Raw genomic sequence first — 22,814 nt, 5'->3', positions numbered from 1 at the left:
GCCAAAGGAATCCCAACCAGCCAGCAAAAACTGACCAGTCCGGGGTATAAATCATAATTGGCACTGGCTTTACAAGCACCCTGTTGAGTTCTCAACGAACAACCACACACCGACCAGAAGCCCCACCTCAGTGGAACCCCAACCGGGGCTTTTCGTACCGTGTCCCTTAGCGCTTTCCAGCGCCAGGCACTTTTACTACGTTACCCGCTCGTTTCCGCCGTGTCAAACCGGTGTTTCGCGGTTCGTCGTGCTTCATTCGGTAATGCGGGCACCATGTCTCGACCGGCTTGCGCCGCTCTCGTCACGGATTCGGCAGGCCGGCCGCTGCGGTCTCCCGCAAGCTCGCCCGGTGCCCTGCCGGTTGGTAACCATACCCGGTCGGTTTCGCCGCACCAAATCCGCCTCGCGGCGTTTCTGGCGGCACCTCCCGGTCCGGGATCCGGTGGGCAAGCCCGCCGACCCGAGGCCGTTTGTCCTGCGCTCCGGCCGCCTCAGGCTTTCGCCTGTTTCGTCCGTTCCGCGCTGGCAGAGAGAAAGTTACGCGTCCGGCGGGATGATCGTCAAATCCGCCGGACGCGTCCCCGGTCACATCGTCGACAGTCGACTATTCGCCCAGCTCAACGCCCGCGAACGAGCGCTTGCCGCGACGCAGCACCAGGTATCGCCCGTGCAGCAGATCGGTCGCGGACACCCCGGCGTCCACCTCGGTCACCCGATTGTTGTTGACGTAGGCGCCACCCTCGGCGATCACCCGACGGGCCTCCTTGAGCCCACTGACGAGCCCGGAGTCCCGCAACAAGCCGGCGACATCCGGCAACTCGCCGGAGAGACGCACCAGGCCGGCCTCGGTCAACGCCGCACGCAGCGTCTCCGGGGCCAGGTCGTCGAGCGACCCGCGGCCGAAGAGCGCCTGACTGGCGGCGACCGCCTGGCGGGTCTCCTCGGCGCCGTGCACCAGGGTGGTCAGCTCCTCGGCGAGCGCCCGCTGCGCCAGGCGCGCCGCCGGCCGCTCGGCCGTCGCCTTCGCCAGCTCCTCCAACTCGTCACGGGTACGGAAGCTGAAGTAGCGCAGGTAGCGGTCGACCTCTCGGTCCTCGACATTGAGCCAGAACTGGTAGAACGCGTACGGGCTGGTCATCGTGGGGTCGAGCCAGACGGCACCCCCCTCGCTCTTGCCGAACTTCGTACCGTCGGACTTGGTGACCAGCGGCGTGGTGAACGCCTGCACCGGCCCGGCACCCCGCCGGCGGACGTAGTCGACGCCGGCGGTGATGTTGCCCCACTGGTCGGAGCCACCGAACTGGAGCTGACAGCCGTACCGGCGGTGCAGCTCGAAGAAGTCGTTGCCCTGCAGCAGCTGGTAGCTGAACTCGGTGAAGCTGATGCCCGTCTCGAGTCGGGCCCGCACCACCTCCCGCGCGAGCATCTTGTTGACCGGGAAGTGCTTGCCCACGTCGCGCAGGAACTCGACGATCGACATCTCGCCGGTCCAGTCCAGGTTGTTGACCAGCTGCGCCGCGTTGTCCCCGGTGTACGACACGAAGGGCGCGAGCTGTTCGCGGATGCGCTCGACCCAGCCGGCGATCACCTCGGGCGGGTTGAGCGTCCGCTCGGCGCTCTCCTTCGGGTCACCGATCTGCCCGGTGGCCCCGCCGACCAGCAGCAACGGGCGGTGGCCGGCGAGTTGCAGCCGGCGGGCCATGAGGACCTGCATGAGGTTGCCGACGTGCAGGCTCGGCGCGGTGGGGTCGAAGCCCACGTAATAGGTGGCGGCAGTCCCGCCGTCGAGCAGCTCGCGCAGCTCGTCGAGGCCTGTCGAGTCCTGGATGAGGCCACGCCAGAGCAGGTCGTCGGTCAGGGAGTCCCGCCCGGAGGGCGGGGGGCTGCTGTCGGTCACGGTCACCGATTCTCCCCCATCGCCGGCACCGACCCGTACCGGGTTTGCCGCAACCCGCCCCGGCTAGGCTTGCGCCCCGTTGATCGAGGAGGGATTTACCGTGGAGATGCCGGATCTGACGGGTGGTTTCGTCGCCCTGCTCGGCCTGACGTTCGAGGAGGCGTCCGCCGACCGGGTGGTCATCAGCTGGCAGGTCCGACCGGAGCTGCACCAGCCGTTCGGCATCCAGCACGGCGGGGTGTACTGCTCGGTCGTGGAGACCGCGGCCAGTGTGGGTGGCTCCCTCTGGCTGGCCGACCGGGGCACGGTGGTCGGCGTGTCGAACCAGACCGACTTCCTGCGGGCCGTCCGGGACGGGAAGCTGACCGCGGTCGGCACCCCCGTGCATCGGGGCCGCAGCCAGCAGCTCTGGCAGGTGGAGATCACCGATGCCGACGAGCGGCTGGTCGCCCGCGGTCAGGTCCGACTCCAGAACCTCTCGCGCGACTGAGCGGCGGCACCCGGACGGTTCAGCTGCGGGCCTCGTCCAGCACCGGCTCCGCCGCCGGGTCGGCGTCGGCATCGGTGTCGTCGGGCACCCGGCTGACCCGTACCTCGGTGATCGCCCGGTGGTCGATGCCGGCCACCATCAGCACCCAGCCGTCCAGGGTGACGTCCTCGCCGGCGACGGTGGGGATGTGCCCGAGGCGGGCCAGCACCAGCCCGGCGACCGTTGTGTAGTCGCCGTCCGGGCGCGACGGCAACTCGACGCCGATGTCCGGGAGGTCGTGCACCGGGAAGGTGCCGGGCAGCAGCAGCGCGCCGTCCGGGTCGCGCCGCACCGAGCGCACGTCCCGGTCGGTCTCGTCGTAGATCTCGCCGACGATCTCCTCCAGGATGTCCTCAAGCGTGACGATGCCGTCGACCGCGCCGCGCTCGTCCACCACGAGCGCGATGTGCTGGCGCTCCGCCTTGAACTGGCGCAGCGCGTCCACCACCGGCAGCGAGTCGGGCAGCAGCATCGGGGGGCGGGCGATCTCGTCGACCGGGCGGTCGTCGGGCACGCCCACCAGGTCGCGCAGGTGGATCACGCCGGCCGTGTCGTCCAGGCCGCCGTGGCGCACGACCGGCGCGCGGGAGTGCCCGGTGGCGGCCAGCACGAGCCGCGCGGCCTCCGCGGTGGTCCCGCTGTCGAGCGTGAAGACCTGCAACCGGGGTACGAGGACAGCCCGCAACCGTCGGTCGGCGATCTCCACCGCGCCGGCGATGATGGTGCGTTGTTCCTTGGTGAAGCCGTGGTTGCCGGCGACGATGTCGCGCAACTCGTCCGGGCCGATCTCCTCCGGCTGGTGTTTCGGGTTGAGCCCGACCAGGCGGACGACCACGTCGCTGGTGGCGCCGAGCGCCCAGACGGCCGGCCGGGTGAAGCTGGCGAGCAGATCGAGGGGCCGGGCCACCAGCAGCGCCCACCGCTCGGCGGACTGCATGGCGATCCGCTTGGGGGCCAGCTCGCCGAAGACCAGGGTGACGAAGGTCAGCGCGAGGGTGACCACCACGATGGCCACCGTCTCGGCGGCGCTGCCGAACACCCCGAGCAGCGGGACGAGCGGCTTGGCCAGCGAGACCGCCGCGGCGGCGGAGGCCAGGAAGCCGGCGAGGGTGATGCCGATCTGGATGGTGGCCAGGAAGCGGTTCGGGTCCTTGGCGAGGCGGGCCAGCACCCGCCCGGCGCGGCTGGTGCGCTCCAACCGCTGGATCTGACTGTCCCGCAGTGACACCAGCGCCATCTCGCTGCCGGCGAAGAGCGCGTTGATCACGACCAGGATTCCGACCAGGGCCAGTTGGCTCCCGTAGCTCTGCACGCCCGGTTCGCTCCCTCGTGGTGGTGGCACCGGCCGGTACGCGCGGTGCCCGCCGGTCGGCGAGCCCGCCCGGCGTAGGCGTGTGTTTGCCCCGTCCGGTGCCCGCCGAATCCTGCCCCGGCGAGGAGGCTACGCCGATCGGGCGTCGGTGACGCTACGCCGGATCGGGCGCGGGTGACGCTACGCCGGATCGGTCGCGGGTGACGCTACGCCGGATCGGCGGCCGGGGTCGCCGGCAGGTCGAGGACGTACGAGTCGCCCTCGGGACGGAAGCCGAGCCGGTGGTAGTACGGGGCGACCATCCGGGGCGGGCTGACCACCCGACGGAAGCCTCGTTCGGTGAACAGGTGGCTGCGTCGGTAGACGAACTCGCCCGGGGTGAAGTCCCGGAACCTGGGGGTCACGTAGTCCAGGTCGATCTGGGCGACGCCCTGCGCCTCCGCGTGCGACAGCACCACGCCCACCACCTCGTCGGCGGTGACCACCAGGAAGGCGGATCGTCCCGACGCGTCCGGGTCCCAGTGGAAGTCGGGGTTGAACCGGGCGATGTCGGCGGCGTGCACCCGCAGCGTGTGCGCGAGGAACTGGTCGCCGACGCCGACCTCCACCACCTGGTAGGTCTGCTCGTCGTGGCGGGTGGCGAGCATTCCGCGCAGGTACCAGATGTTGATCGCCGCGAGCACGACGTTGAGCCCGACCATGGGCCAGACCTCGATGGCGGCGTTGTAGCCGATCAGCACGACGCTGCCGACGAGGTTGAGCGCGCGCAGCCGCAGGACACGCGACTGCAACAGGGACCAGACCAGCACCGCGGAGCCGGCCCAGCCGACCAGATCCAACCAGTTCACCCCGCGAGACTAGTGCCCGCCCAGGTCAGGGGCGTCGGCGGGCAGCTCCAACAGCCACTCCTCGACGTCTTCGCCGCGACCGTTGGCGTACCCCGAGTCCTCGCCGACCACCACGAAGCCGCACCTGCGCAGGACCGCGAGGGACGCGGCGTTGTCCTTGACGGCGCGGGCGTGCACCGGTCGGGGCACCTCGCGCAGCAGCGCGGTCAGGGCCGCGGTGGCGTGCCCCCGGCCCCAGCGAGCCGGGTCGATCCAGTAGCTGACCTCGGTCCTGCCCTCGGCGGGGAAGGCGCTCACGTAGCCGACCACCTCGCCGTCGACCTCGATGGTGCGGACCAGGTTCGCCGGGTCGGTGAGCACCCGGGCCCAGTGCTGGGCGAACTCCCGACGGTCGGACGGGTCCTTGGCGACGAAGGCCGCCATCCGGTTGGCCTCCGGGTCCTGCTGGAACAGGAAGAACTCGACGAGGTCGTCCTCCAGGACCGGGCGCAACCGCAGAGCAGAGGTCATCGGACGAGGGTACGCAACGGCGAACCCGCGCCGCGCGCTCAGTCGCTCACGGCGGCGACCGCCAGCACGGCGGCGAGCAGGGAGCTGCCCACCGACAGCAGGCGACGCCACGGCACCCGCGCGTCGACCACCGGCAGGGCGGACCACCGGGTCACGGCCAGTGCGGCCCCCGCCGCGGACAGGCCGGCGCCGAGCGGCCAGAGCCAGACCGGCACCACCGACCAGTCACCCATCCGATGCGCCAACCCGAGATAGGCGAACGCCCACACCACCGCCGCCACCACTGTCACCCGGTCCAGTTCGCGGCGGCGGGCGGTGCCGAGCAGGGACAGGCCGCCGAGGAAGCTGAGCGCCACCGCGAGACCGGCGCCGATCCAGACGGGAGCCGCTGGAGCCGCCTTTCCCGCCTCCTTCTCCGGTACGCCGAGCAGTCGTAGCCCGATCGGCTCGACGCCCTTGTCGGTGTTGCCGAGGACCACCACCGCCCGGCCGGTGGCCCGTTCGAGGCCGAGGTAGGACCGGAACCCGCCGGTCGCGCCGTTGTGCCAGACCACCTCGTGGTCGCCGTGCCGGGTCGTAAACCAGCCGTACCCGATGTGGGTGTTCTCGTCCTCGCGGAAGCGGGCGGTGGTGGCGTCCGTGCCGGGCGCGGTGCCGGCGAGGGTCGCGGCGGCCAGCCGGCCCAGGTCCTCGGCAGTGGACCAGGGGCCGACGCCGGCCGGGGCGTAGCCCACTCCGGACCAGATGTCGAGTGCCCGGCCGGCGGCCCGGCCGCCGTGGGCGCGGCCGGTCGGCAGGTCGTCGGCGTGGGTGGCGATCACCGTGGCGTTCATGCCGAGCGGTTGGAGCAGCCGGGACCGCAGCAGATCGGCGTACGCGACGCCGGCCTTCGCGGCGAGCGCATGTCCGAGCACGGACGGCCCGACGTTGGAGTAGTGGACGTCGCCGCGCTCGTCGTCGTCGGGGGTGACCCGGTCGGCGGCGTCGCGGATGGCGTCGACGTCCTGCCCGGCGTACGGGTTGCCGCCGGACACGTTGGACCAGAGGATGCGGGCCCAGCCCAGGATGCCGCCGGGGGCGAGTCGGGGCAGGCCGGCGCGGTGGCTGGCCAGTTCGGCGAGCGTCACGTCGCGGGCGGGGCCGCTCACGGTGGGCCAGGTGGCGCCGAGAGCGTCGTCGGGGTGGACGACCCCGGCGGCGGCCTGGTCGGCCAGGAGCATGCCGGTGAGCACCTTGGTGACCGAGCCGATCTCGAACGAGGTGCCGGGCTCGACGGGCTGGCCGCTCTGGTCCCGGTCGCCCAGGCCGGCGGTGCGGATCCGACCGTTCTCGACCAGGGCGACGGCCAGGCCGCGGTGCCCCGACGGGTCGCGCACGGCGGCCCGTGCGGCGGCGGCCAGATCGGCGTCCCCGGTGGCCTGCGCGCCGAGGCGGGCCACCCGGGGCATCAGCGTGATCCCGGCGAGGCCGGCGGCCAGCGCCACGGCGATGGTGATCGCGGTCGTCCTGCGCATGGTGCTTCTCCCTGCTGTTGGGGCGGTCGGTGCTGTGGGGGCGGTCAGCGACCGGCTGCGGTGAGGATGGTGAGCAGCGGCACCACGCGTTCGGCGGGGACGGCCCACCGGCCTCGGCCGACGCTGCGCAGCCAACCGGCGGCGGTGATCTGGCGCAGGTGGTGGTGGAGTTGGCCGGTCGTGCCCAGTTCCTCGATCTCGGCCAGTTCGCTGGTGCTCTGGTGACCGTCGAGGATCTCGCGCAGCAGCCGTAGCCGCACCGGATGGGCCAGCGCGGAGAGCGTGCTGGACAGTTCGGTCCAGTCGGCGGCGAGCACGTCGTCGACGGTGCGGCCGTACTGCCAGTCGTAGTGCTGGCCGGCGACGCGGACGGTGCCGGTGTAGAGGACCGCGCCGGCGCCGTCGGGCGGCAGGCGCTGCTTGAGGCCGTCGAGGGCCCAGAAGGTGCCCTCGGACGCGGCCGGTGTCGTCGGTGCCGGTGTCAGCCGCTCGCTCAGGGCGGTGATCTGCGCTTCCAGTGCGGCCAGCCGCTCTTCCACTGTGCTCATGTGGGAATAGTACGTACTAACGTACTTACGAGCAAGTCTAGGCGTCGGCGATCCGTGGCGAGCGCGCCGCCACCGAGGCAGCAGGATGAAGGGGGCAACCGACCGACCCAGGGAGCGCCGATGAACCGACCCGTCGTGGTGGGCGTCGACGGATCGCCGTCCAGCCTGGTCGCCGCGGAGCACGCGGCCCGCGCCGCACTGCTCCGGTCCCGGCCGCTGCTCCTGCTGCACGGCTACCTGCACCCACTCGGCTACGGCATCCCGCTCAACCCGTACGACCTCGGGATGCCGGTGCCGTCCGAGGAGGCGCAGCGGATGTTGGAGACCACGGCGGCCGACCTGACCGACCGCTGGCCCGGCCTGGTCGTCGAGGTGCGCCAGGTTGCCGGCGGCCCCGGCATCACGCTGATCGAGGAGTCCCGCCAGGCCGAACTGGTCGTGGTGGGCAGTCGAGGGCTCGGCGGGTTCGCCGGGCTGCTGCTCGGCTCGGTCGGCACGCAGGTGGCCGCGCACGCGCACTGCCCGGTGCTGGTGGTCCGCCCGGACGAGCAGCCGATCCCGGTGGACGGGCCGGTGCTGGTCGGGGTCGACGGCTCCGAGTCGTCCCGGCTGGCCACCGGCTACGGCGCCGACGAGGCAGCGCGGCGGGAGGTGCCGCTGGTGCTGGTGCACGTCGGCCCGGCGGCCGGGGACCGGGCGGTGCCGGAGGAGATCGAGGAGGCGCAGGCCGCGGACCAGGCCGAGGCGGTGCGGCTACTGGCCGACGCGTCCGCCGCGGTACGCGCCGAGCACCCCGACCTGGTGGTGCGGGAGCATCCGGTCCGGGCGGCCGGCCCGGCCCAGGGGCTCATCGAAGCCAGCGGCACGGCGTCGCTACTGGTCGTGGGCACCCGGGGCCGGGCCGGATTCGCGGGTCTGTTGCTCGGGTCGGTCAGTCAGGCGGTGATCCAGCACGCGCACTGCCCGGTGCTGGTCGCCCACCCGGTCAGCTGACTGGCGCGCCGTCGGATCGGCCGAGCATCTGCAGGAAGTCGGTGGTGAGGGCGAACGGGTCGGCGGGGCCGCTGGTCGGCGGCCGGCGCTCGATCTGGTCGGCCAGTTCACCGGCGGCGCGCCGGATCCGACCGCGCAGAGCGCCGTCCGCGGTGCCGTCGGACCAGTCCTCCGGTGCGGCGAAGACCGCGGTCGGGACGACCACCGACCGAAGGTAGGCGAACATCGGGCGGACGGCGTGCTCCAGCGCGAGGGAGTGCCGGGCGGTGCCCCCGGTGGCGCCGATCAGCACCGGCCGGTCGACAAGCGACTCGGAATCCAACACGTCGAAGAACGACTTGAACAGCCCGTTGTACGAGGCGCTGAAGATCGGGGTGACGGCGATGAGCCCGTCCGCCCCGGTCACCGTGTCGATGACGTCGCGCAGCGCGGTCGGCGGGAAGCCGGTGAGCATGTTGTTGACCACGTCGTGGGCGTACTCCCGCAGGTCGACCACGTGCAGCTCCACCTCGGAGCCGCGCCGCACCAACTCGTCGCGGGTCGCCGCGGCGAGCTGGTCGGCGAGCAGCCGCGTCGACGAGGGCTGACTCAGCCCCGCCGAGACCACGGCCAGGGTGCGGCGCGTCATCGGGTCGCCCCCTCCGGTGCCTTGCCCGTCACGTCGTCGACGGCGTGCACGGTGCTGTCCTTGCCACCGCCCGCGGCGGCGACCAGGGAGGCGTGCGTCGGCGCTGCCGGCACGTGCGCGGGACGCAGCGCCTCGAACTCCTTACGCAGCACCGGCACCACCTCCTCACCGAGCAGGTCGAGCTGCTCCAGCACGGTCTTCAGCGGCAACCCCGCGTGGTCCACCAGGAACAGCTGCCGCTGGTAGTCACCGACGTACTCCCGGAAGCCCAACGTGCGGTCGATGACCTGCTGCGGGCTGCCCACGGTCAGCGGCGTCTCCCGGGTGAACTCCTCCAACGACGGCCCGTGCCCGTAGACCGGGGCGTTGTCGAAGTAGGGCCGGAACTCGCGGACCGCGTCCTGCGAGTTGCGGCGCATGAACACCTGGCCACCGAGGCCGACGATGGCCTGGTCGGCGCTGCCGTGGCCGTAGTGTGCGTACCGCTGGCGGTAGAGCGCGACCATCCGCTGGGTGTGCTCCTTGGGCCAGAAGATGTGGTTGGCGAAGAAGCCGTCGCCGTAGTACGCGGCCTGCTCGGCGATCTCCGGGCTGCGGATCGAGCCGTGCCAGACGAACGGGGGCACGCCGTCGAGCGGGCGCGGCGTCGAGGTGAACGACTGCAGCGGGGTGCGGTACTTGCCCTTCCAGTCGACCACGTCCTCGCGCCACAGCCGGTGCAGCAGGTCGTAGTTCTCGATCGCGAGGGGGATGCCGGCGCGGATGTCCTTGCCGAACCACGGGTAGACCGGGCCGGTGTTGCCGCGGCCCATCATCAGGTCCACCCGGCCGTCGGAGAGGTGCTGGAGCATCGCGTAGTCCTCGGCGATCTTCACCGGGTCGTTGGTGGTGATCAGCGTGGTGGCGGTGGACAGCAGCAGTCGCTCGGTGCGCGCCGCGATGTGGCCGAGCATGGTGGTCGGCGACGAGGGCACGAACGGCGGGTTGTGGTGCTCGCCCGCGGCGAAGACGTCCAGACCGACCTCCTCGGCCTTGAGTGCGATGGCGACCATGGCCTTGATCCGCTCATGCTCGGTCGGCTCCCGACCGGTGGTCGGGTCGACCGTGACGTCGCCGACGGTGAAGACTCCGAACTGCATGACCAGCTCCTCGCGTGTCAACCGGGTGCCGTCGTGGTACCCGGACGCAGCTCACAACTTATTTGACGACGCAACTATTCCGTGGCCGGCCCATCTCGCGGTGACGCCGGTCACGCCCGATAGCGGACACCGCCGGACTTGACGGGGCTTGTCACCGGCTCAACCGCCGGCCACCGAGGGGAGCACCTGCACCTCGGCGCCCTCACCGACGGGCGTGGCCAGCCCGCCCGAGTGCCGGCAGTCGGCACCGTCGACGTAGACGTTGACGTAGCGGCGCAGCTCGCCACGCTCGTCGCGGATCCGCCGGGCCAGCCGCGGATGCGCGACGGCCAACTCGTCGAGGACCGCCCGCAGCGTCCCGGCGGCGCCGACGCTCAGCCGACTGGCCCCGCCGGCCTCGCCCCGCAGCGGGCCGGGCAGCAGCACGGTGACCACGCTCAGACCCCCACGGCCCGGACGCAGAGCACGTCCGGCAGGTGTGCGGCCACCAGGGACCAGGAGTCGCCCTCGTCGCGGCTGGCGTAGACCGAGCCGGAGCGGGTGCCGAAGTAGACCCCACCGGGGGTGGCGTCGTCGGCGCACATCGCGTCGCGCAGCACCGCCGGGTAGAACGGCCCCTCGGGCAACCCCACCGACAGCGGCTCCCACTTGCCGCCGGCGTCGGCGGAGCGGAACACCCGGCAGCGGTGGTCGGTCGGGAACCGCTCGCTGTCGGCAACCAACGGGAAGGTCCACACCATCCCGCCCCGCCCGGGGTGGGCCACCATCGGGAAGCCGAAGTCGCTGGGCAGCCCGTCGGCGATCGAGGACCAGGTGCGGCCGTCGTCGTCGGAGCGGTAGACGCCGTGGTGGTTCTGCGCGTACAGCCGCTCGGGATCGGCCGCGTCCCGGGCGACCTTGTGCACGCACTGGCCGAACTCCGGCCACTCGTTGGGCAGGTAGCGGGCGTGGATGCCGGTGTTGCCCGGCGCCCAGCTCGCCCCGGCGTCCTCCGAGCGGTAGACGCCACCGGTGGACATGGCAACCAGCAGCCGGGCCGGATCACGCGGGTGCGGCAGCACGGTGTGCACGGCCTGGCCGCCGAAGCCGGCGTCCCACTGCGGGCGGTGCGGGTGGTCCCAGAGGGAACGGACCAGCTCGAAGCTGCGGCCACCGTCGGTGGACCTGAACAGCGCCGACGGCTCGGTGCCGGCCCAGACCACGTCCGGCTGGTCGGGGCCGGCCGGCACCAACTGCCAGACCCGCCCGAGGGAGACGCCGGTGTCGACCGGGAACGCGACCGGCGCCTCGTCCGGCTCGTCCCAGGAGGCGCCGAGGTCGTCGCTGGTGGCGACGCTGGGGCCGAAGTGTGAGCTGGTCATCCCGACGAGCAGCCGCGGGGTGGACCGCCGCGTGTCGACCGCGACCGCGTAGACCCCGGTCATCGGAAAGTGCGGGCCGGTGATCTCCCAACCGCGCCGGTCATCGGCGCTGGTGGCGAGAAACAGCCCCTTGGCCGTGCCGATCGCGAGCAGCGTCGCCATGATCTCCTCCGAACCGTCAATGAGCAGTGCGGTGATTATGGCCACACCCTCCGACACGTTCCCCGGACCCACGCCCGCAGGGTCAGCGCCGGGTGCGGGGCGCGTGCCGGCGGTAGGCGCTGACCGTCGGATCGCCGTCGAGCCAGAACCGCCACGGCAGGTCGTGCGCGCCGGTCACCCCGACGCGCGGGCCGGCGACCACCGTCTCCGGCGGCACCGGCCGCGTCGGTGGGCGCAACCGGACCGGACCGTCACCCAGCAGGTACGCGCCGTACGCCTCGCGGTCGATGCCGAGCGCGGAGCAGAGCCGGGCGGGTCCGCGGGCCAAATCCACGTCCCGCCGGATGGCCGGCCGGCGCTCCCTGGCCGTGGCCAGCCCGTCGACGACCTCCCCGGCACGCAGCAGGACCGCGGAAGCCTCCCCCTCGACACCTGTCACCACGTTCATGCACCAGTGCATGCCGTAGGTGAAGTAGACGTACGCGTGCCCGGCCGGCCCGAACATCACCGCGTTACGGGGGGTGCGACCACGGTGCGCGTGCGAGGCCTGATCCCCGGCCATGCCGGCGTACGCCTCGACCTCGGTGATCCGGACGGTGACGCCGCCCGCGTGCAGCTCGCAGCCCAGCAGCCCGCGCGCGGCCGGCAGCAGGGGGCCGGCGAGCAGGTCGGCCAGCCCCGCCAGGTCGGCGTCGGTGGCGTGGTCACCGGGCGACAGGTCCATGCTTCCGACGTTACCCAGCCGAGCGGTGATCACCACGCACGACCCACCCCAGCATCAACATTATGTTGACAATTGCATGTTGAAGGTGTGTGCTCGGGGCATGACGACGAACGACCCGTTCACCGCGCCGCACCCGGCCCACGCCCGTGCCCACCGCACCCACGAGGCCCTCCAGCGGATCAGCGACCGCCACGCCGGCAACGACAACCAGCGCGGCCGCTGGGCCCACCCGTACGTGCTAGACCCGTGGGAGGCCGTCGCCCTGGTCACCGCGCTGGCCGCCGGCGGAGCCGAGCGGGAGCCGGCCGAGGAGCCGATCGACGCCGCCGACCTCACCGCCGCGCTGACCCTGCTGCCGCACGTCCGCGCCGAACTGGACGCGCTGGAGGCCGGGCTGATGACGCTGGCCCGCGACCGGGGGCTGACCTGGCAGGCCATCGCGTACGGGCTGGGGCTGGGCAGCGCGCAGGCGGCCCGGCAGCGCTACGAGCGGGTCGCCGCCCGCTCGGCCGAGCAGAGCGCCTGACGGCCGCGCTGGTCCGTGCAGATCGTGCTGGTCGGCGTCAAGGTCGGGCTCATCCGCGTCAAGGTCGCGCTGGTCCGTGCAGATCGTGCTGGTCGGCGTCAAGGTCGGGCTCATCCGCGGCAAGGTCGCGCTGGTCGGTGCAAGATCGCGCGCGACCGCGTCAAGATCGTGCTCGATCAAGGATGTAGTGGCCTCAACCGCGGCGGAGGCCACTAGATCCTGGATCGAGCACGATCTTGCGGGGCGGGCCGGGGCGGGGCGGGGCAGGGCGAGCCCAGAGCGGGGCGGGCCGGGCGGGATCGGCGCGCGGGGCGGGGCCAGAGCCGGGCGGGGGCCGGGTGGGATCGGCACGCGCGCTTGTGCGGGCGGGATCGGCACGGCGCGCGTGCGACGGCCCCGCGGCGGGCACACTGTGCGCACGACGAGGAGGCACCCATGGAGCGCGCGGAGATGCTGGCGTACTGCCTGGCCAAGCCGGGAGCGTGGCTGGACCGGCCGTGGGAGGGCGACGAGGTGGTGAAGGTGGGCAGCCGGATCTTCGCGTTCCTCGGCAGCGGCGCGGGAAAGCCGACGGTCGGCATCAAGTGCGGGCAGACCCGGGAGGTGGCCGACGAGTGGCTGCACCGGCACCCCGACGACGCCCAGGTGATGGCCTACATCGGCCGGTCCGGGTGGAACACGCTGCGCCTGGACGGCGGGATCGACGACGAGGAGCTGACCGAGGCGGTCGACGCGTCGTACGACATGGTGGTGGCGAAGCTGCCGAAGCGGGAGCGCCCGACGGCCTGAACCGCCGCGGCGCCGGCGGCCAGCGCCGACGCCACGGCACAGCTCAGCGCGGAACGACCCGCTCGGCGGCCCACTCCCGCCACGTGGTCAGCCGGTCCGCAGCGGTGGCGAGCTGGTCGGCCACCGGGCCGGGCCCGGTGGAGCCGGGGGTGGTGCGGGCGGCGAGGGCCGAGCGGACCGAGAGCACGTCGCGCACCGACGGGTCGAGGTGCTCGCTGATCGCGGTCAGGTCGTCGTCGGAGACGTCGTTGAGCTCGCACTCCCGGGCCGCGCAGAGCGCCACCAGCCGACCGGTGATCTCGTGCGCGTCGCGGAACGGCACGTTGCGCCGGACCAGCCAGTCGGCGACCTCGGTGGCCAGGGAGAAGCCGACCGGGGCTGCGGCGACGAGACGATCCACCCGGACCGTCATCGTGGAGATCATTCCCGCCAGGGCCGGGAGCAGCAGCTCCAGGGTGTCGACGGCGTCGAACGCCGGCTCCTTGTCCTCCTGCATGTCCCGGTCGTAGGTCATCGGCAGGCCCTTGAGCATGGTGAGCACCGTCACCAGGCCGCCGACCAGGCGGCCGGACTTGCCGCGGGCCAGCTCCGCGATGTCCGCGTTCTTCTTCTGCGGCATGATCGACGACCCGGTCGCGAACGAGTCGTCCAGCTCCACCCACCCGAACTCGTGCGAGGTCCAGAGCACGACCTCCTCGCCGAGCCGGGACAGGTGCACGCCGATCAGGGCGGTGGTGAACAGGAACTCGGCGACGAAGTCCCGGTCGGCGACCGCGTCCATGGAGTTGGCGAACGACGTCCGGAAGCCCAACTCCTTGGCCACGGCCACCGGGTCCAGCGGAAGCCCCGAACCAGCGAGGGCGCCCGCGCCGAGCGGGCTGACCGCCGCCCGGTGGTCCCAGTCGCGCAGCCGCTCCAGGTCCCGCAGCAGCGGCTGCACGTGGGCGAGCAGCCAGTGCCCGAACGTGACCGGCTGGGCGTGCTGGAGATGCGTCATGCCGGGCGCGGCCGTGTCGATGTGCCGCTCGGCCTGCTCCACCAGCGCCTCGGCCAGCTCGACGAGCCGGCTGGCCACGCCCCGGGCGTGGTCGCGCAGGTAGAGCCGCAGGTCGGTGGCGACCTGGTCGTTGCGGGACCGGCCGGCGCGCAGCTTGCCACCGAGGCTGCCGAGGCGCTCCAGCAGACCGCGCTCCAGCGCGGTGTGCACGTCCTCGTCCTCGATGGTGGGGCGGAACGCCCCGGAGGCGCAGGCGGCCTCCAGGTCGTCCAACGCGGCCAGCATGCGGCCCAGCTCCTCCGGGTCGAGCAGGCCGGCGCCGGCCAGGACCCGGGCGTGCGCCCGGGAACCGGCGATGTCGTACGGGGCCAGGCGCCAGTCGAACTGCACGCTCACCGACAGTCGGGCCAGCGCCTCGGCGGGGCCGCCCGCGAAGCGGCCGCCCCACAGGCTCGTCCGGTTGGTGGCTGCGCTGTTCTCGGTCAGGCTCTTGTCGTCCACGTCGCCCATCATTGCTCTGCTCGTCTCTCCCTCGCGACTGCGGGGCTCACTCACTGCGTTCGCGCTCGCACGGGTCACTGTCCGCCACCGCCCAATCGGGCGTCCCGAGCGGCGGCCATCCGGCTCGGCAGCCCCCACAACTGCACGAAGCCCTTCGCCAGGGACTGGTCGAACGTGTCTCCGGTGTCGTAGGTGGCCATCCCGAAGTCGTAGAGGCTCGCCTCGGAGCGCCGGCCGGTCACCGTCGCCCGACCGCCGTGCAGGGTCATCCGCACCTCGCCGCTCACGTGCCGCTGCGCGTCGTCGATGAACGCGTCGAGCGAGTCCTTCAACGGCGAGAACCACAGGCCGTCGTACACCAGCTCGCCCCAGCGCTGGTCCACGCCCTTCTTGAACCGGGCCAGGTCCCGCTCCACGGTCACCGCCTCCAACTCCTGGTGGGCGGTGATCAGCGCGATCGCGCCGGGCGCCTCGTAGACCTCGCGGCTCTTGATGCCCACGAGGCGGTCCTCGACCATGTCGAGCCGACCCACGCCCTGGGCGCCGGCGCGCCGGTTCAGCTCCAGGATCGCCTGGTACGGGGTGACCGTCTCACCGTCGATCGCCACCGGCACGCCGCCGTCGAAGGTGATCACGACCTCGTCGGGGTCGCGGTTCTGCGCCGGGTCGGCGGTGTACGAGTACAGGCCCTCGACGGGGGCGTTCCAGATGTCCTCCAGGAAGCCGGTCTCCACCGCGCGACCCCACAGGTTCTGGTCGATCGAGTACGGGGACTTGGCCGACACGTCGATCGGCAGCCCCTTCTCCTCGGCGAAGGCGATCGCCTTGTCCCGGGTCCAGGCGAAGTCCCGGGCCGGCGCGATGATCTTCAGGTCGGGGGCGAGCGCGTTCAGCCCCACCTCGAACCGGACCTGGTCGTTGCCCTTGCCGGTGCAGCCGTGCGACACGATCGTGCCGCCGTGCGTACGTGCCGCCGCCACCAGGTGCCTGACGATCAGGGGTCGGGACAGCGCCGACACCAGCGGGTAGCGGTCCATGTAGAGGGCGTTGGCCCGGATCGCCGGCAGGCAGTAGTCGGCGGCGAACTCGTCGCGCGCGTCGACGACCTCGGACTCGGCGGCGCCGCAGTCCAGGGCGCGCTGCCGGATGGCGTCGAGGTCCTCGCCGCCCTGCCCGACGTCGACCGCCACCGCGATCACCTCGGCGCCGGTCTGCTCGGCCAGGTACGGAATGGCCACGGAGGTGTCCAACCCTCCGGAGTACGCGAGCACGACCCGCTCGGTCATGACGGGAGGTTCCCTTCGACGGTGTCGTCCCGGCGGGCCCAACCGGCAAGCTTGTCGCCGAGCGCGGCCCCGCCGATGGCCTCGCGGGCCACCACGAGGATGGTGTCGTCGCCGGCGATGGTGCCGACGATCTCCGGCAGACCCGCCCGGTCCAAGGCGCTGGCCAGGTACTGGGCCGCGCCCGGCGGGGTCCGCAGCACGGCGATGTTGCCGCTGGAGTCGACCCCGTTGAGCAGCTCGCGCAGCAACCGCACCAGCCGCGCCGGCGCTGCCTCGGCGTCGCGCAGCGGTCGCTGGCCGTCCTCCGGGATCAGGTAGACGGCCGGTCCGTCACCGCCGCGCACCTTGACCGCGCCCAACTCCTCCAGGTCCCGCGAGAGGGTGGCCTGGGTGACGACGACACCGTCGGCGGCGAGCAGGTCCGCCAACTCGGTCTGCGACCGGATCGCCCCGTCGCGGATCAGCTCCACGATCCGGGCGTGCCGGGCCGCGCGGGTCAACGGCCCGGTCATCGCCGCGCCCCGGTCGCAGCGTCACCGGTCGCAGCGTCACCGGTCGCAGCGTCACCGGTCGCGGCGTCACCGGTCGCAGCGTCACCGGTCGCAGCGTCACCGGTCGCGATTTCCAGCAGGAACGCCAGCAACGCCTTCTGCGCGTGCAGCCGGTTCTCCGCCTGGTCGAAGACCGCGCTCTGCGGCCCGTCGAGCATCTCGTCGGTGATCTCCTCACCACGGTGCGCCGGCAGGCAGTGCAGCACGATCGCGTCCGGCGCGGCCTGACCGAGCAGTTCCTTGTTGACCTGGTACGGCAGGAACGGGGTGATCCGGTCCAGCCCGTCGGACTCCTGCCCCATCGACGTCCAGGTGTCGGTGGCCAGCACATCGGCGTCGCGTACCGCCTCGGCCGGGTCGGTCAGCACCCGCACCGACCCGCCGGTGTCGGCGGCGATCCGGGCCGCCCGGTCCACGACGGCCGGATCGGGCGCGAACCCCGCCGGCCCGGCGATCCGCACGTGCATGCCGGCCAGCGCCCCGGCCAGCAGGTACGACTGCGCCATGTTGTTCGCGCCGTCGCCCACGTACGTCAGGGTGCGCCCGGCCGTGCCGCCGCACCGCTCCCGGATGGTGAGCAGGTCAGCCAGCAGCTGGCACGGGTGGAAGCCGTCGGTGAGCGCGTTGACCACCGGCACGGTGGCTCCCGCCGCGACCTCGGCGATCCGCTCGTCGCCGTGCGTCCGCAGCACGATGGCCGCGACGTAGCGGGACAGCACACGTCCCGCGTCCGCCAGGGACTCGCCCCGGCCGAAGTGGGTGACCTGCGTGTCCACGACCAGCGGGTGTCCGCCCAACTCGGCGATCCCGACGTCGAACGAGATCCTGGTCCGCAGACTCTGCTTGTCGAAGAGCACCGCTACCGAGCGGGGGCCGGCCAGCGGCTGATGGCCGAAGCGGTCCGCCTTCATCTGCGCGGCCAGGTCGAGAACCGCGGACTGCTCGGTCGGCGAGAGGTCGTCGTCGCGCAGGAAGTGCCGGGTCATGCGGTCGTCCCCGTAGTGGTCGTGGTGGTCGGCGTGGTCGTGGTGGTCGGCGTGGTCGGCGTGGTCGGCGTGGTCGGCGTGGTCGGCGTCGAGATCTTGGAAGATTTCGGCCCCTGGAGGGGCGCTTTCGCTCCAAGATCTGGCTCGGTCCCGGCGGTCCCGGCGGTCCCGGCGGTCCCGGCGGCCGCCGGGGCCGACGCGTCCAGGGCGGCGGGCAGCGCGGCGACGAAGGCGTCCACCTGCGCGGCGGTGAGGATCAGGGGCGGGACCAGCCGGAGCACGCCCGGCTGCACCGGGTTGACCAGGAAACCGGCCTCCCGCAGCGCCTCGGCGAGCACCGACGCCACCGGCGCGGTGAGCGTCACGCCGAGCAGCAACCCGGCACCGCGTACGCCATCGATCAGCGGGTGACCCAGCGCCTCGATGCCGCGACGCAGCCGCTCGCCGACCCGCTTGACGTTGTCGAGCAGGCCCTCGTTGGCGATGGTCGCCACCACGGCGAGCGCCGCCGCGCAGCTGACCGGGTTGCCGCCGAAGGTGGTGCCGTGCGAGCCGGGGGTGAGCAGGTCGGCGGCCCGGCCGAAGGCCAGCGTCGCCCCGATGGGCAGCCCACCACCCAGCCCCTTGGCCAGGGTGACCACGTCCGGCTCCACGCCCTCGGCCTGGTGCGCGAACCAGTGCCCGGTACGCCCCACGCCGGTCTGCACCTCGTCGAGCACCAGCAGCGCGCCGTGCCGGGCGGTGATCCGCCGGGCCGCGGCCAGGTAGCCGGCCGGCGGGACGACGACGCCGTTCTCACCCTGGATGGGCTCCAGGATCAGCATCGCGGTGGCGTCCGTGACTGCCGCTTCGAGGGCGGCCACGTCGCCGTAGTCGACGTGGGTCACCTCGCCGGGCAGCGGCCGGAACGGGTCGGCCTTGGCCGGCTGACCGGTCAACGCGAGCGCGCCCATGGTGCGGCCGTGGAAGCCGCCCCGGGTGGCCACCACGTGCGTGCGGCCGGTGCGCCGGGAGAGCTTGAACGCCGCCTCGTTCGCCTCCGCGCCCGAGTTGGCGAAGAACACCCGGCCCGGCCGGCCGGCGAGCGCCAACAGCAGCTCGGCCAGGGCCACCGGCGGCTCCGCGACGAAGAGGTTGGACACGTGCCCGAGGGTCGCGACCTGCTTCGACACCGCCGCCACCACGGCCGGGTGGGCGTGACCGAGGGCGTTCACCGCGATGCCACCGACCAGGTCGAGGTATTCGCGGCCGGCGTCGTCGACCACCACGGCGCCGGCACCGGAGACCAACGCCAGCGGCGGCGTGCCGTAGTTGTCCATCATGGACTGCTTCCAACGCTGCGCCAACGTGCTCACGACGCGACCATCCCGTCTCCTGGCACCACCATCGTTCCGAACCCTTCCGAGGTGAACACCTCAAGCAACGTCGAGTGCGCCACCCGGCCGTCGACGACGTGCGCGGCGGGCACTCCCCCACGCACCGCCCGCAGGCAGGCCTCCATCTTCGGCACCATCCCCGACTCCAGACTGGGCAGCAGCTTGGCCAGGTCGTCCGCGACGATCTCGGAGACCAGGCTGGTGGTGTCCGGCCAGTCCGCGTACAGGCCGGCCACATCGGTGAGTACGACCAGCTTGCGCGCCCGCAACGCGATGGCCAGCGCCGCGGCGGCGGTGTCCGCGTTGAGGTTGTGCAGCACCCCGTCCGCGTCCGGCGCCACCGTGGAGATCACCGGAATCCGACCGGCCTCGATCAGGTCGGTCACCGCCGACACGTCGACCGACTCGACGTCACCGACCTGGCCGACGTCGACCGGCAACCCGTCCACGTACGCCGGGCGGCGCACCGCGGTGAACAGCCGCGCGTCCTCGCCGGAGAGGCCGACCGCGTACGGGCCGTGCGAATTGATCAACCCGACCAGCTCGCGGCCCACCTGCCCGACCAGCACCATCCGGACCACGTCCATCGCCTCGGCGGTGGTCACCCGCAGGCCGCCCCGGAACTCACTGGCGATGCCGAGCCGGCCCAGCATGGCGGAGATCTGCGGACCACCGCCGTGCACCACCACCGGCTTGAGACCGGCGTACCGCAGGAAGACCATGTCGGCGGCGAACGCCCGCTGCAACTCGGGCTCGGTCATGGCGTTGCCGCCGTACTTGACCACGACCGTGGAGCCGGAGAAACGCGCCAGCCAGGGCAGCGCCTCGATCAGCGTCTCCGCCTTGACCTGAGCGCGGGCGAGATCGGTGCTGAGGCTCATGAGGAGTACGCCGAGTTCTCGTGCACGTACGCGTGGGACAGGTCGTTGGTCCAGATCGTCGCGGCGGACGAGCCGGCGTGCAGGTCGATCCGGATGGTCACGTTGCGTCCGGTCAGGTCGACCTTCGAGCGGTCCTCGGCGGCGGCGCCGCCCCGGCACACCCACACCCCGTTGACCGCCACGTCCACCTCGTCCGGGTCGAAGGCGGCGGCGGTGGTGCCGACCGCGGCGAGGATCCGCCCCCAGTTGGGGTCGTTGCCGAACAACGCCGTCTTGACCAGGTTGTTGCGCGCCACCGTGCGGCCCACCTCGACCGCGTCGTCCTCGTCGGCCGCCCCGACCACGTCGATGGCGACCTCCTTGGTGGCGCCCTCGGCGTCGGCCACCAACTGCTGGGCCAGGTCGTGACAGGCCTCGGTCACGGCGGCGGTCAACTCGGCCAGCGTCGGCTCGATGCCGCTCGCCCCGCTGCTCAGCAGCAACACCGTGTCGTTCGTGGACATGCAGCCGTCGGAGTCGACCCGGTCGAAGGTGACCCGAGTCGCGGCCCGCAGCGCCTCGTCCAGCGTCGCCGGCCCGGCCACCGCGTCGGTGGTGAGTACGCAGAGCATGGTGGCCATCCCCGGCGCGAGCATCCCGGAGCCCTTGGCCATGCCGCCGACGGTCCAGCCCCCACCGGGGGCCACCGTGGTCTTCGGCCGGGTGTCCGTGGTCATGATCGCCTCGGCGGCGGCCTGGCCGCCGGCCCGGGACAGTCCGCGGATCGCCGAGCGGACGCCCGGCAGCAGCTTCGGCATCGGCAGCCGCTCACCGATCAACCCGGTCGAGCAGACCGCCACGTCGCCGGCACCGAGGATCAGTCGTGGACTCACCGAGGTCAGCGCGGCGGCGGTGTGCTCGGCGGTGGCGTGGGTGTCCTGGAAACCGCCCGGGCCGGTGCAGGCGTTGGCACCACCGGAGTTGAGCACCACGGCGCGAACCACGCCGCCCTGCACGACCTGCTGCGTCCAGCGCACCGGCGCGGCCTTGACCCGGTTGGTGGTGAACACACCTGCCACACCCGCGTCCGGGCCGTCGTTGACCACCAGGGCGACGTCCGCGCCACCGCCGGCCTTGAGACCGGCGGCGACCCCGGCCGCCCGGAACCCCCGTGGGGTGGTGACACTCATGGTGCGGTCCCCCAGATCGACAGGCCCGTCGTCTCCGGCAGGCCGAACATCAGATTGGCGTTCTGTACGGCCTGACCGGCCGCGCCCTTGCCCAGGTTGTCCAGGGCGCTGAGCACGATCAGGCGACCCGAGTCGACATCGACGGTGGCCTGCAGGTGACACGAGTTGGAGCCCAGCGTGGCGGCGGTGTGCGGCCAGCGGCCCTCCGGCAGCACGTGCACGAACGGCGCGTCGGCGTACGCCCGCGCCAGCACCTCTTGCGGGTCGACGCCGCGTGCCGGCACCGCCGTGACCGTGGCCAGGATCCCGCGCGGCATCGGCGCCAGGACCGGGGTGAACGACAGGCCGGTCGCACCGCTGGCCTGCTTGATCTCCGGTGTGTGTTGGTGGGTGCCCACCCGGTACGGCGACAGGTCCCCCATCACCTCGCTGGCCAGCAGGTGCGCCTTCGTCGACCGGCCGGCGCCGGAGGTGCCGGAGGCGGCGACCACCACCACGTCGGCGGGGCTGGCCGCACCGTCGGCGATCAACGGCGCGAGCGCCAGGGTGATCGCCGCGGCGTAGCAGCCGGTGTTCGCCACCCGGGTGGAACCGGAGATCAACTCCCGCTGGCCGGGCAGCTCGGGCAGGCCGTAGGTCCACTGCCCGGCGTGCGTGCCGCCGTAGTACTGCGCCCAGGCGTACGGGTCGGCGAGCCGGTGATCGGCGCCCAGGTCGACGATCCGCACCTCGTCCGGCAGTTGGGCCGCGAGGGCTGCCGACTCGCCGTGTGGCAGGGCCAGGAAGACCAGGTCCGCGTCTGCCAGGGTCGCCGGGTCGGTCTGGCCGAGCACCAGGTCCAGCCCGGTGAGCTGCGGATGCACCACGTCGACACGATGCCCGGCCTGGCTGTGCGCGGTGGCGGCGACCAGGTCGAACTCCGGGTGCCCGGCGATCAGACGCAGCAGCTCACCGCCTGCGTACCCGCTCGCACCGGCGACCGCGACTCGAATCCCCATACCCACCTCCGCATGACTATGCAGCGAAGATTAACAAGGACGACTCATGAGTGCAAGTTCATGCAGAGTACTGCATGCTAATGAACAGTTCGGTTGAACGGTGCGGTGCCCCCAACCCGGTAAGCGGGAGGCCTCATGCTCCGGTCTCCTCGGGCCGCGGAGAGCCGGCCTCAGTCATCCGGGATAAGCGGGTGCGTCGGGTGGGCCAGCCGAGGAACCGATCGAACATGTCACTGGCGCACCCGGTGGTGGTGGGGTTGAGCTTGTGCAGGTCGTCGATGGCGTCATGGAGCATACGGGCCAGGTAGAGGCACAGACTGACCTGATCGCCGTCGTACTCGGTGACGAGAGCGAGCTTCGCCCGGCCACAGGGCCAGGGTTGGCCACAGGCACGGCAGAGCCAGATCGGGCGCAGCGGAGTGTGCTCTCTGCACCCGGAGTCGAGGCGTTGGGCTTGGGTAAGGCGCTCTTCGTGGGTCCGGGCGGCAGAAGACGCTCCGGTGGAATCAAGCCGGTCCCGCTCCTGGGCGCTCACGTCTATCCCCACTCGGTAGGTCGGGCTTGGCACGGCGGCGGACCGGGCGGGAGT

General features: G+C 72.3%; 23 protein-coding genes and 1 pseudogene. 4 read left to right on the top strand and 20 right to left on the bottom strand.

All coding sequences use genetic code 11. The features are described from left to right. Positions 1-604 precede the first annotated feature (604 nt). Positions 605-1,897 carry a tyrosine--tRNA ligase gene (tyrS, locus tag AB0C25_RS21140; protein WP_357375591.1) on the bottom strand — a complete coding sequence of 431 codons (1,293 nt, stop codon included), beginning with the start codon at positions 1,895-1,897 and terminating at the stop codon, positions 605-607. Between the two features lie 106 nt (positions 1,898-2,003). Here tyrS and AB0C25_RS21135 point away from each other — a divergent pair, with 106 nt between their 5' ends. Next, positions 2,004-2,387, top strand: coding sequence for a PaaI family thioesterase (locus tag AB0C25_RS21135; protein ID WP_357254945.1), 384 nt, complete (start codon positions 2,004-2,006; stop codon positions 2,385-2,387). Positions 2,388-2,406: 19 nt separating this feature from the next. Here AB0C25_RS21135 and AB0C25_RS21130 read toward each other — a convergent pair whose 3' ends face one another. From AB0C25_RS21130 to AB0C25_RS21110, 5 genes are all read right to left on the bottom strand, one after another. After that, a complete protein-coding gene (locus AB0C25_RS21130) occupies positions 2,407-3,738 on the bottom strand; it encodes a hemolysin family protein (RefSeq protein ID WP_357375546.1) in 1,332 nt (443 codons plus the stop codon). Positions 3,739-3,944: 206 nt separating this feature from the next. Continuing rightward, positions 3,945-4,586: a hypothetical protein gene (locus tag AB0C25_RS21125; RefSeq protein ID WP_357375544.1), complete on the bottom strand. Its 642-nt coding sequence runs from the start codon at positions 4,584-4,586 to the stop codon at positions 3,945-3,947. A 9-nt stretch (positions 4,587-4,595) separates the two neighbouring features. Continuing rightward, on the bottom strand, positions 4,596-5,096 hold the full coding sequence (locus AB0C25_RS21120) for a GNAT family N-acetyltransferase (RefSeq protein WP_357375542.1): 501 nt from the start codon (positions 5,094-5,096) through the stop codon (positions 4,596-4,598). A 38-nt stretch (positions 5,097-5,134) separates the two neighbouring features. Next, positions 5,135-6,610, bottom strand: a complete 1,476-nt coding sequence (locus AB0C25_RS21115; RefSeq protein ID WP_357375539.1) for a serine hydrolase domain-containing protein — start codon at positions 6,608-6,610, stop codon at positions 5,135-5,137. A 44-nt stretch (positions 6,611-6,654) separates the two neighbouring features. Further along, positions 6,655-7,158 (bottom strand): winged helix-turn-helix domain-containing protein, encoded by a 504-nt coding sequence (locus tag AB0C25_RS21110; protein WP_357375537.1) that lies wholly within the window; start codon positions 7,156-7,158, stop codon positions 6,655-6,657. A 120-nt stretch (positions 7,159-7,278) separates the two neighbouring features. Between AB0C25_RS21110 and AB0C25_RS21105 the strand changes: the two genes are divergently transcribed. Further along, the gene (locus AB0C25_RS21105; RefSeq protein WP_357375535.1) at positions 7,279-8,151 is read left to right on the top strand and encodes a universal stress protein; all 873 of its coding nucleotides are present in this window, start codon (positions 7,279-7,281) and stop codon (positions 8,149-8,151) included. On the opposite strand, the gene AB0C25_RS21100 is transcribed toward AB0C25_RS21105, so the two are convergent. The 5 genes from AB0C25_RS21100 to AB0C25_RS21080 all read right to left on the bottom strand — a co-directional run bounded on the left by AB0C25_RS21100 (position 8,144) and on the right by AB0C25_RS21080 (position 12,165). Next, positions 8,144-8,779 carry an FMN reductase gene (locus AB0C25_RS21100; protein ID WP_357375533.1) on the bottom strand — a complete coding sequence of 212 codons (636 nt, stop codon included), beginning with the start codon at positions 8,777-8,779 and terminating at the stop codon, positions 8,144-8,146. The two genes, AB0C25_RS21105 and AB0C25_RS21100, sit on opposite strands and share 8 nt — an antisense overlap. Then, positions 8,776-9,918: an LLM class flavin-dependent oxidoreductase gene (locus tag AB0C25_RS21095; RefSeq protein WP_357254918.1), complete on the bottom strand. Its 1,143-nt coding sequence runs from the start codon at positions 9,916-9,918 to the stop codon at positions 8,776-8,778. The genes AB0C25_RS21100 and AB0C25_RS21095 overlap by 4 nt, the downstream gene beginning before the upstream one ends. Positions 9,919-10,077: 159 nt before the next feature. Further along, entirely contained in the window at positions 10,078-10,353 is a 276-nt protein-coding gene (locus AB0C25_RS21090) for a ubiquitin-like small modifier protein 1 (RefSeq protein ID WP_357375531.1), read from the bottom strand. Positions 10,354-10,355: 2 nt separating this feature from the next. After that, positions 10,356-11,513 (bottom strand): exo-alpha-sialidase, encoded by a 1,158-nt coding sequence (locus AB0C25_RS21085; protein ID WP_357375529.1) that lies wholly within the window; start codon positions 11,511-11,513, stop codon positions 10,356-10,358. 10 nt (positions 11,514-11,523) lie between these two features. Further along, positions 11,524-12,165 (bottom strand): DNA-3-methyladenine glycosylase, encoded by a 642-nt coding sequence (locus AB0C25_RS21080; protein ID WP_357375527.1) that lies wholly within the window; start codon positions 12,163-12,165, stop codon positions 11,524-11,526. A gap of 100 nt (positions 12,166-12,265) precedes the next feature. Here AB0C25_RS21080 and AB0C25_RS21075 point away from each other — a divergent pair, with 100 nt between their 5' ends. Together AB0C25_RS21075 and AB0C25_RS21070 are read left to right on the top strand one after the other, a co-directional pair. After that, positions 12,266-12,691 (top strand): DNA-binding protein, encoded by a 426-nt coding sequence (locus AB0C25_RS21075; RefSeq protein ID WP_357375525.1) that lies wholly within the window; start codon positions 12,266-12,268, stop codon positions 12,689-12,691. Between the two features lie 435 nt (positions 12,692-13,126). Beyond that, entirely contained in the window at positions 13,127-13,480 is a 354-nt protein-coding gene (locus AB0C25_RS21070; RefSeq protein ID WP_357375522.1) for an MmcQ/YjbR family DNA-binding protein, read from the top strand. Positions 13,481-13,523: 43 nt separating this feature from the next. Here AB0C25_RS21070 and argH read toward each other — a convergent pair whose 3' ends face one another. The 9 genes and pseudogenes from argH to AB0C25_RS21025 all read right to left on the bottom strand — a co-directional run bounded on the left by argH (position 13,524) and on the right by AB0C25_RS21025 (position 22,640). After that, positions 13,524-14,987 (bottom strand): argininosuccinate lyase, encoded by a 1,464-nt coding sequence (gene argH, locus AB0C25_RS21065; protein WP_357254943.1) that lies wholly within the window; start codon positions 14,985-14,987, stop codon positions 13,524-13,526. A gap of 65 nt (positions 14,988-15,052) precedes the next feature. Beyond that, positions 15,053-16,264 (bottom strand): argininosuccinate synthase, encoded by a 1,212-nt coding sequence (locus tag AB0C25_RS21060; protein WP_357375520.1) that lies wholly within the window; start codon positions 16,262-16,264, stop codon positions 15,053-15,055. Further along, entirely contained in the window at positions 16,261-16,776 is a 516-nt protein-coding gene (locus AB0C25_RS21055) for an arginine repressor (RefSeq protein ID WP_357375518.1), read from the bottom strand. The genes AB0C25_RS21060 and AB0C25_RS21055 overlap by 4 nt, the downstream gene beginning before the upstream one ends. Before the next feature lie 113 nt (positions 16,777-16,889). Beyond that, positions 16,890-17,801, bottom strand: a pseudogene (gene argF, locus AB0C25_RS21050) (ornithine carbamoyltransferase); the annotation flags it as partial. Then, on the bottom strand, positions 17,798-19,156 hold the full coding sequence (locus AB0C25_RS21045) for an acetylornithine transaminase (RefSeq protein ID WP_357375516.1): 1,359 nt from the start codon (positions 19,154-19,156) through the stop codon (positions 17,798-17,800). The pseudogene argF and the gene AB0C25_RS21045, both read right to left, overlap by 4 nt. After that, a complete protein-coding gene (gene argB / locus AB0C25_RS21040; RefSeq protein WP_357375514.1) occupies positions 19,153-20,058 on the bottom strand; it encodes an acetylglutamate kinase in 906 nt (301 codons plus the stop codon). The genes AB0C25_RS21045 and argB overlap by 4 nt, the downstream gene beginning before the upstream one ends. Further along, positions 20,055-21,227: a bifunctional glutamate N-acetyltransferase/amino-acid acetyltransferase ArgJ gene (gene argJ, locus AB0C25_RS21035; RefSeq protein WP_357375512.1), complete on the bottom strand. Its 1,173-nt coding sequence runs from the start codon at positions 21,225-21,227 to the stop codon at positions 20,055-20,057. The genes argB and argJ overlap by 4 nt, the downstream gene beginning before the upstream one ends. After that, positions 21,224-22,225, bottom strand: a complete 1,002-nt coding sequence (argC, locus tag AB0C25_RS21030; protein ID WP_357375510.1) for an N-acetyl-gamma-glutamyl-phosphate reductase — start codon at positions 22,223-22,225, stop codon at positions 21,224-21,226. The genes argJ and argC overlap by 4 nt, the downstream gene beginning before the upstream one ends. A 133-nt stretch (positions 22,226-22,358) precedes the next feature. After that, on the bottom strand, positions 22,359-22,640 hold the full coding sequence (locus AB0C25_RS21025; protein ID WP_357375589.1) for a hypothetical protein: 282 nt from the start codon (positions 22,638-22,640) through the stop codon (positions 22,359-22,361). Positions 22,641-22,814 lie beyond the last annotated feature (174 nt).

It is taken from the genome of Micromonospora sp. NPDC048839 (genome assembly GCF_040649915.1).
Lineage (GTDB): Bacteria > Actinomycetota > Actinomycetes > Mycobacteriales > Micromonosporaceae > Micromonospora.
The sequence above is the reverse complement of the archived record's forward strand: the minus strand, read 5'-3'. Positions and strand labels throughout refer to the sequence as shown.

Bases quoted from the DNA above. Each gene is read 5' to 3' on its own strand.
- AB0C25_RS21135 (WP_357254945.1), top strand. From the start codon at position 2,004: ATGCCGGATCTGACGGGTGGTTTCGTCGCCCTGCTCGGCCTGACGTTC.
- AB0C25_RS21120 (WP_357375542.1), bottom strand. From the start codon at position 5,096: ATGACCTCTGCTCTGCGGTTGCGCCCGGTCCTGGAGGACGACCTCGTC.
- AB0C25_RS21115 (WP_357375539.1), bottom strand. From the start codon at position 6,610: ATGCGCAGGACGACCGCGATCACCATCGCCGTGGCGCTGGCCGCCGGC.
- AB0C25_RS21110 (WP_357375537.1), bottom strand. From the start codon at position 7,158: ATGAGCACAGTGGAAGAGCGGCTGGCCGCACTGGAAGCGCAGATCACC.
- AB0C25_RS21105 (WP_357375535.1), top strand. From the start codon at position 7,279: ATGAACCGACCCGTCGTGGTGGGCGTCGACGGATCGCCGTCCAGCCTG.
- AB0C25_RS21100 (WP_357375533.1), bottom strand. From the start codon at position 8,779: ATGACGCGCCGCACCCTGGCCGTGGTCTCGGCGGGGCTGAGTCAGCCC.
- AB0C25_RS21095 (WP_357254918.1), bottom strand. From the start codon at position 9,918: ATGCAGTTCGGAGTCTTCACCGTCGGCGACGTCACGGTCGACCCGACC.
- AB0C25_RS21080 (WP_357375527.1), bottom strand. From the start codon at position 12,165: ATGGACCTGTCGCCCGGTGACCACGCCACCGACGCCGACCTGGCGGGG.
- AB0C25_RS21075 (WP_357375525.1), top strand. From the start codon at position 12,266: ATGACGACGAACGACCCGTTCACCGCGCCGCACCCGGCCCACGCCCGT.
- AB0C25_RS21070 (WP_357375522.1), top strand. From the start codon at position 13,127: ATGGAGCGCGCGGAGATGCTGGCGTACTGCCTGGCCAAGCCGGGAGCG.
- argH (WP_357254943.1), bottom strand. From the start codon at position 14,987: ATGGGCGACGTGGACGACAAGAGCCTGACCGAGAACAGCGCAGCCACC.
- AB0C25_RS21060 (WP_357375520.1), bottom strand. From the start codon at position 16,264: ATGACCGAGCGGGTCGTGCTCGCGTACTCCGGAGGGTTGGACACCTCC.
- AB0C25_RS21055 (WP_357375518.1), bottom strand. From the start codon at position 16,776: ATGACCGGGCCGTTGACCCGCGCGGCCCGGCACGCCCGGATCGTGGAG.
- argB (WP_357375514.1), bottom strand. From the start codon at position 20,058: ATGAGCCTCAGCACCGATCTCGCCCGCGCTCAGGTCAAGGCGGAGACG.
- argJ (WP_357375512.1), bottom strand. From the start codon at position 21,227: ATGAGTGTCACCACCCCACGGGGGTTCCGGGCGGCCGGGGTCGCCGCC.
- argC (WP_357375510.1), bottom strand. From the start codon at position 22,225: ATGGGGATTCGAGTCGCGGTCGCCGGTGCGAGCGGGTACGCAGGCGGT.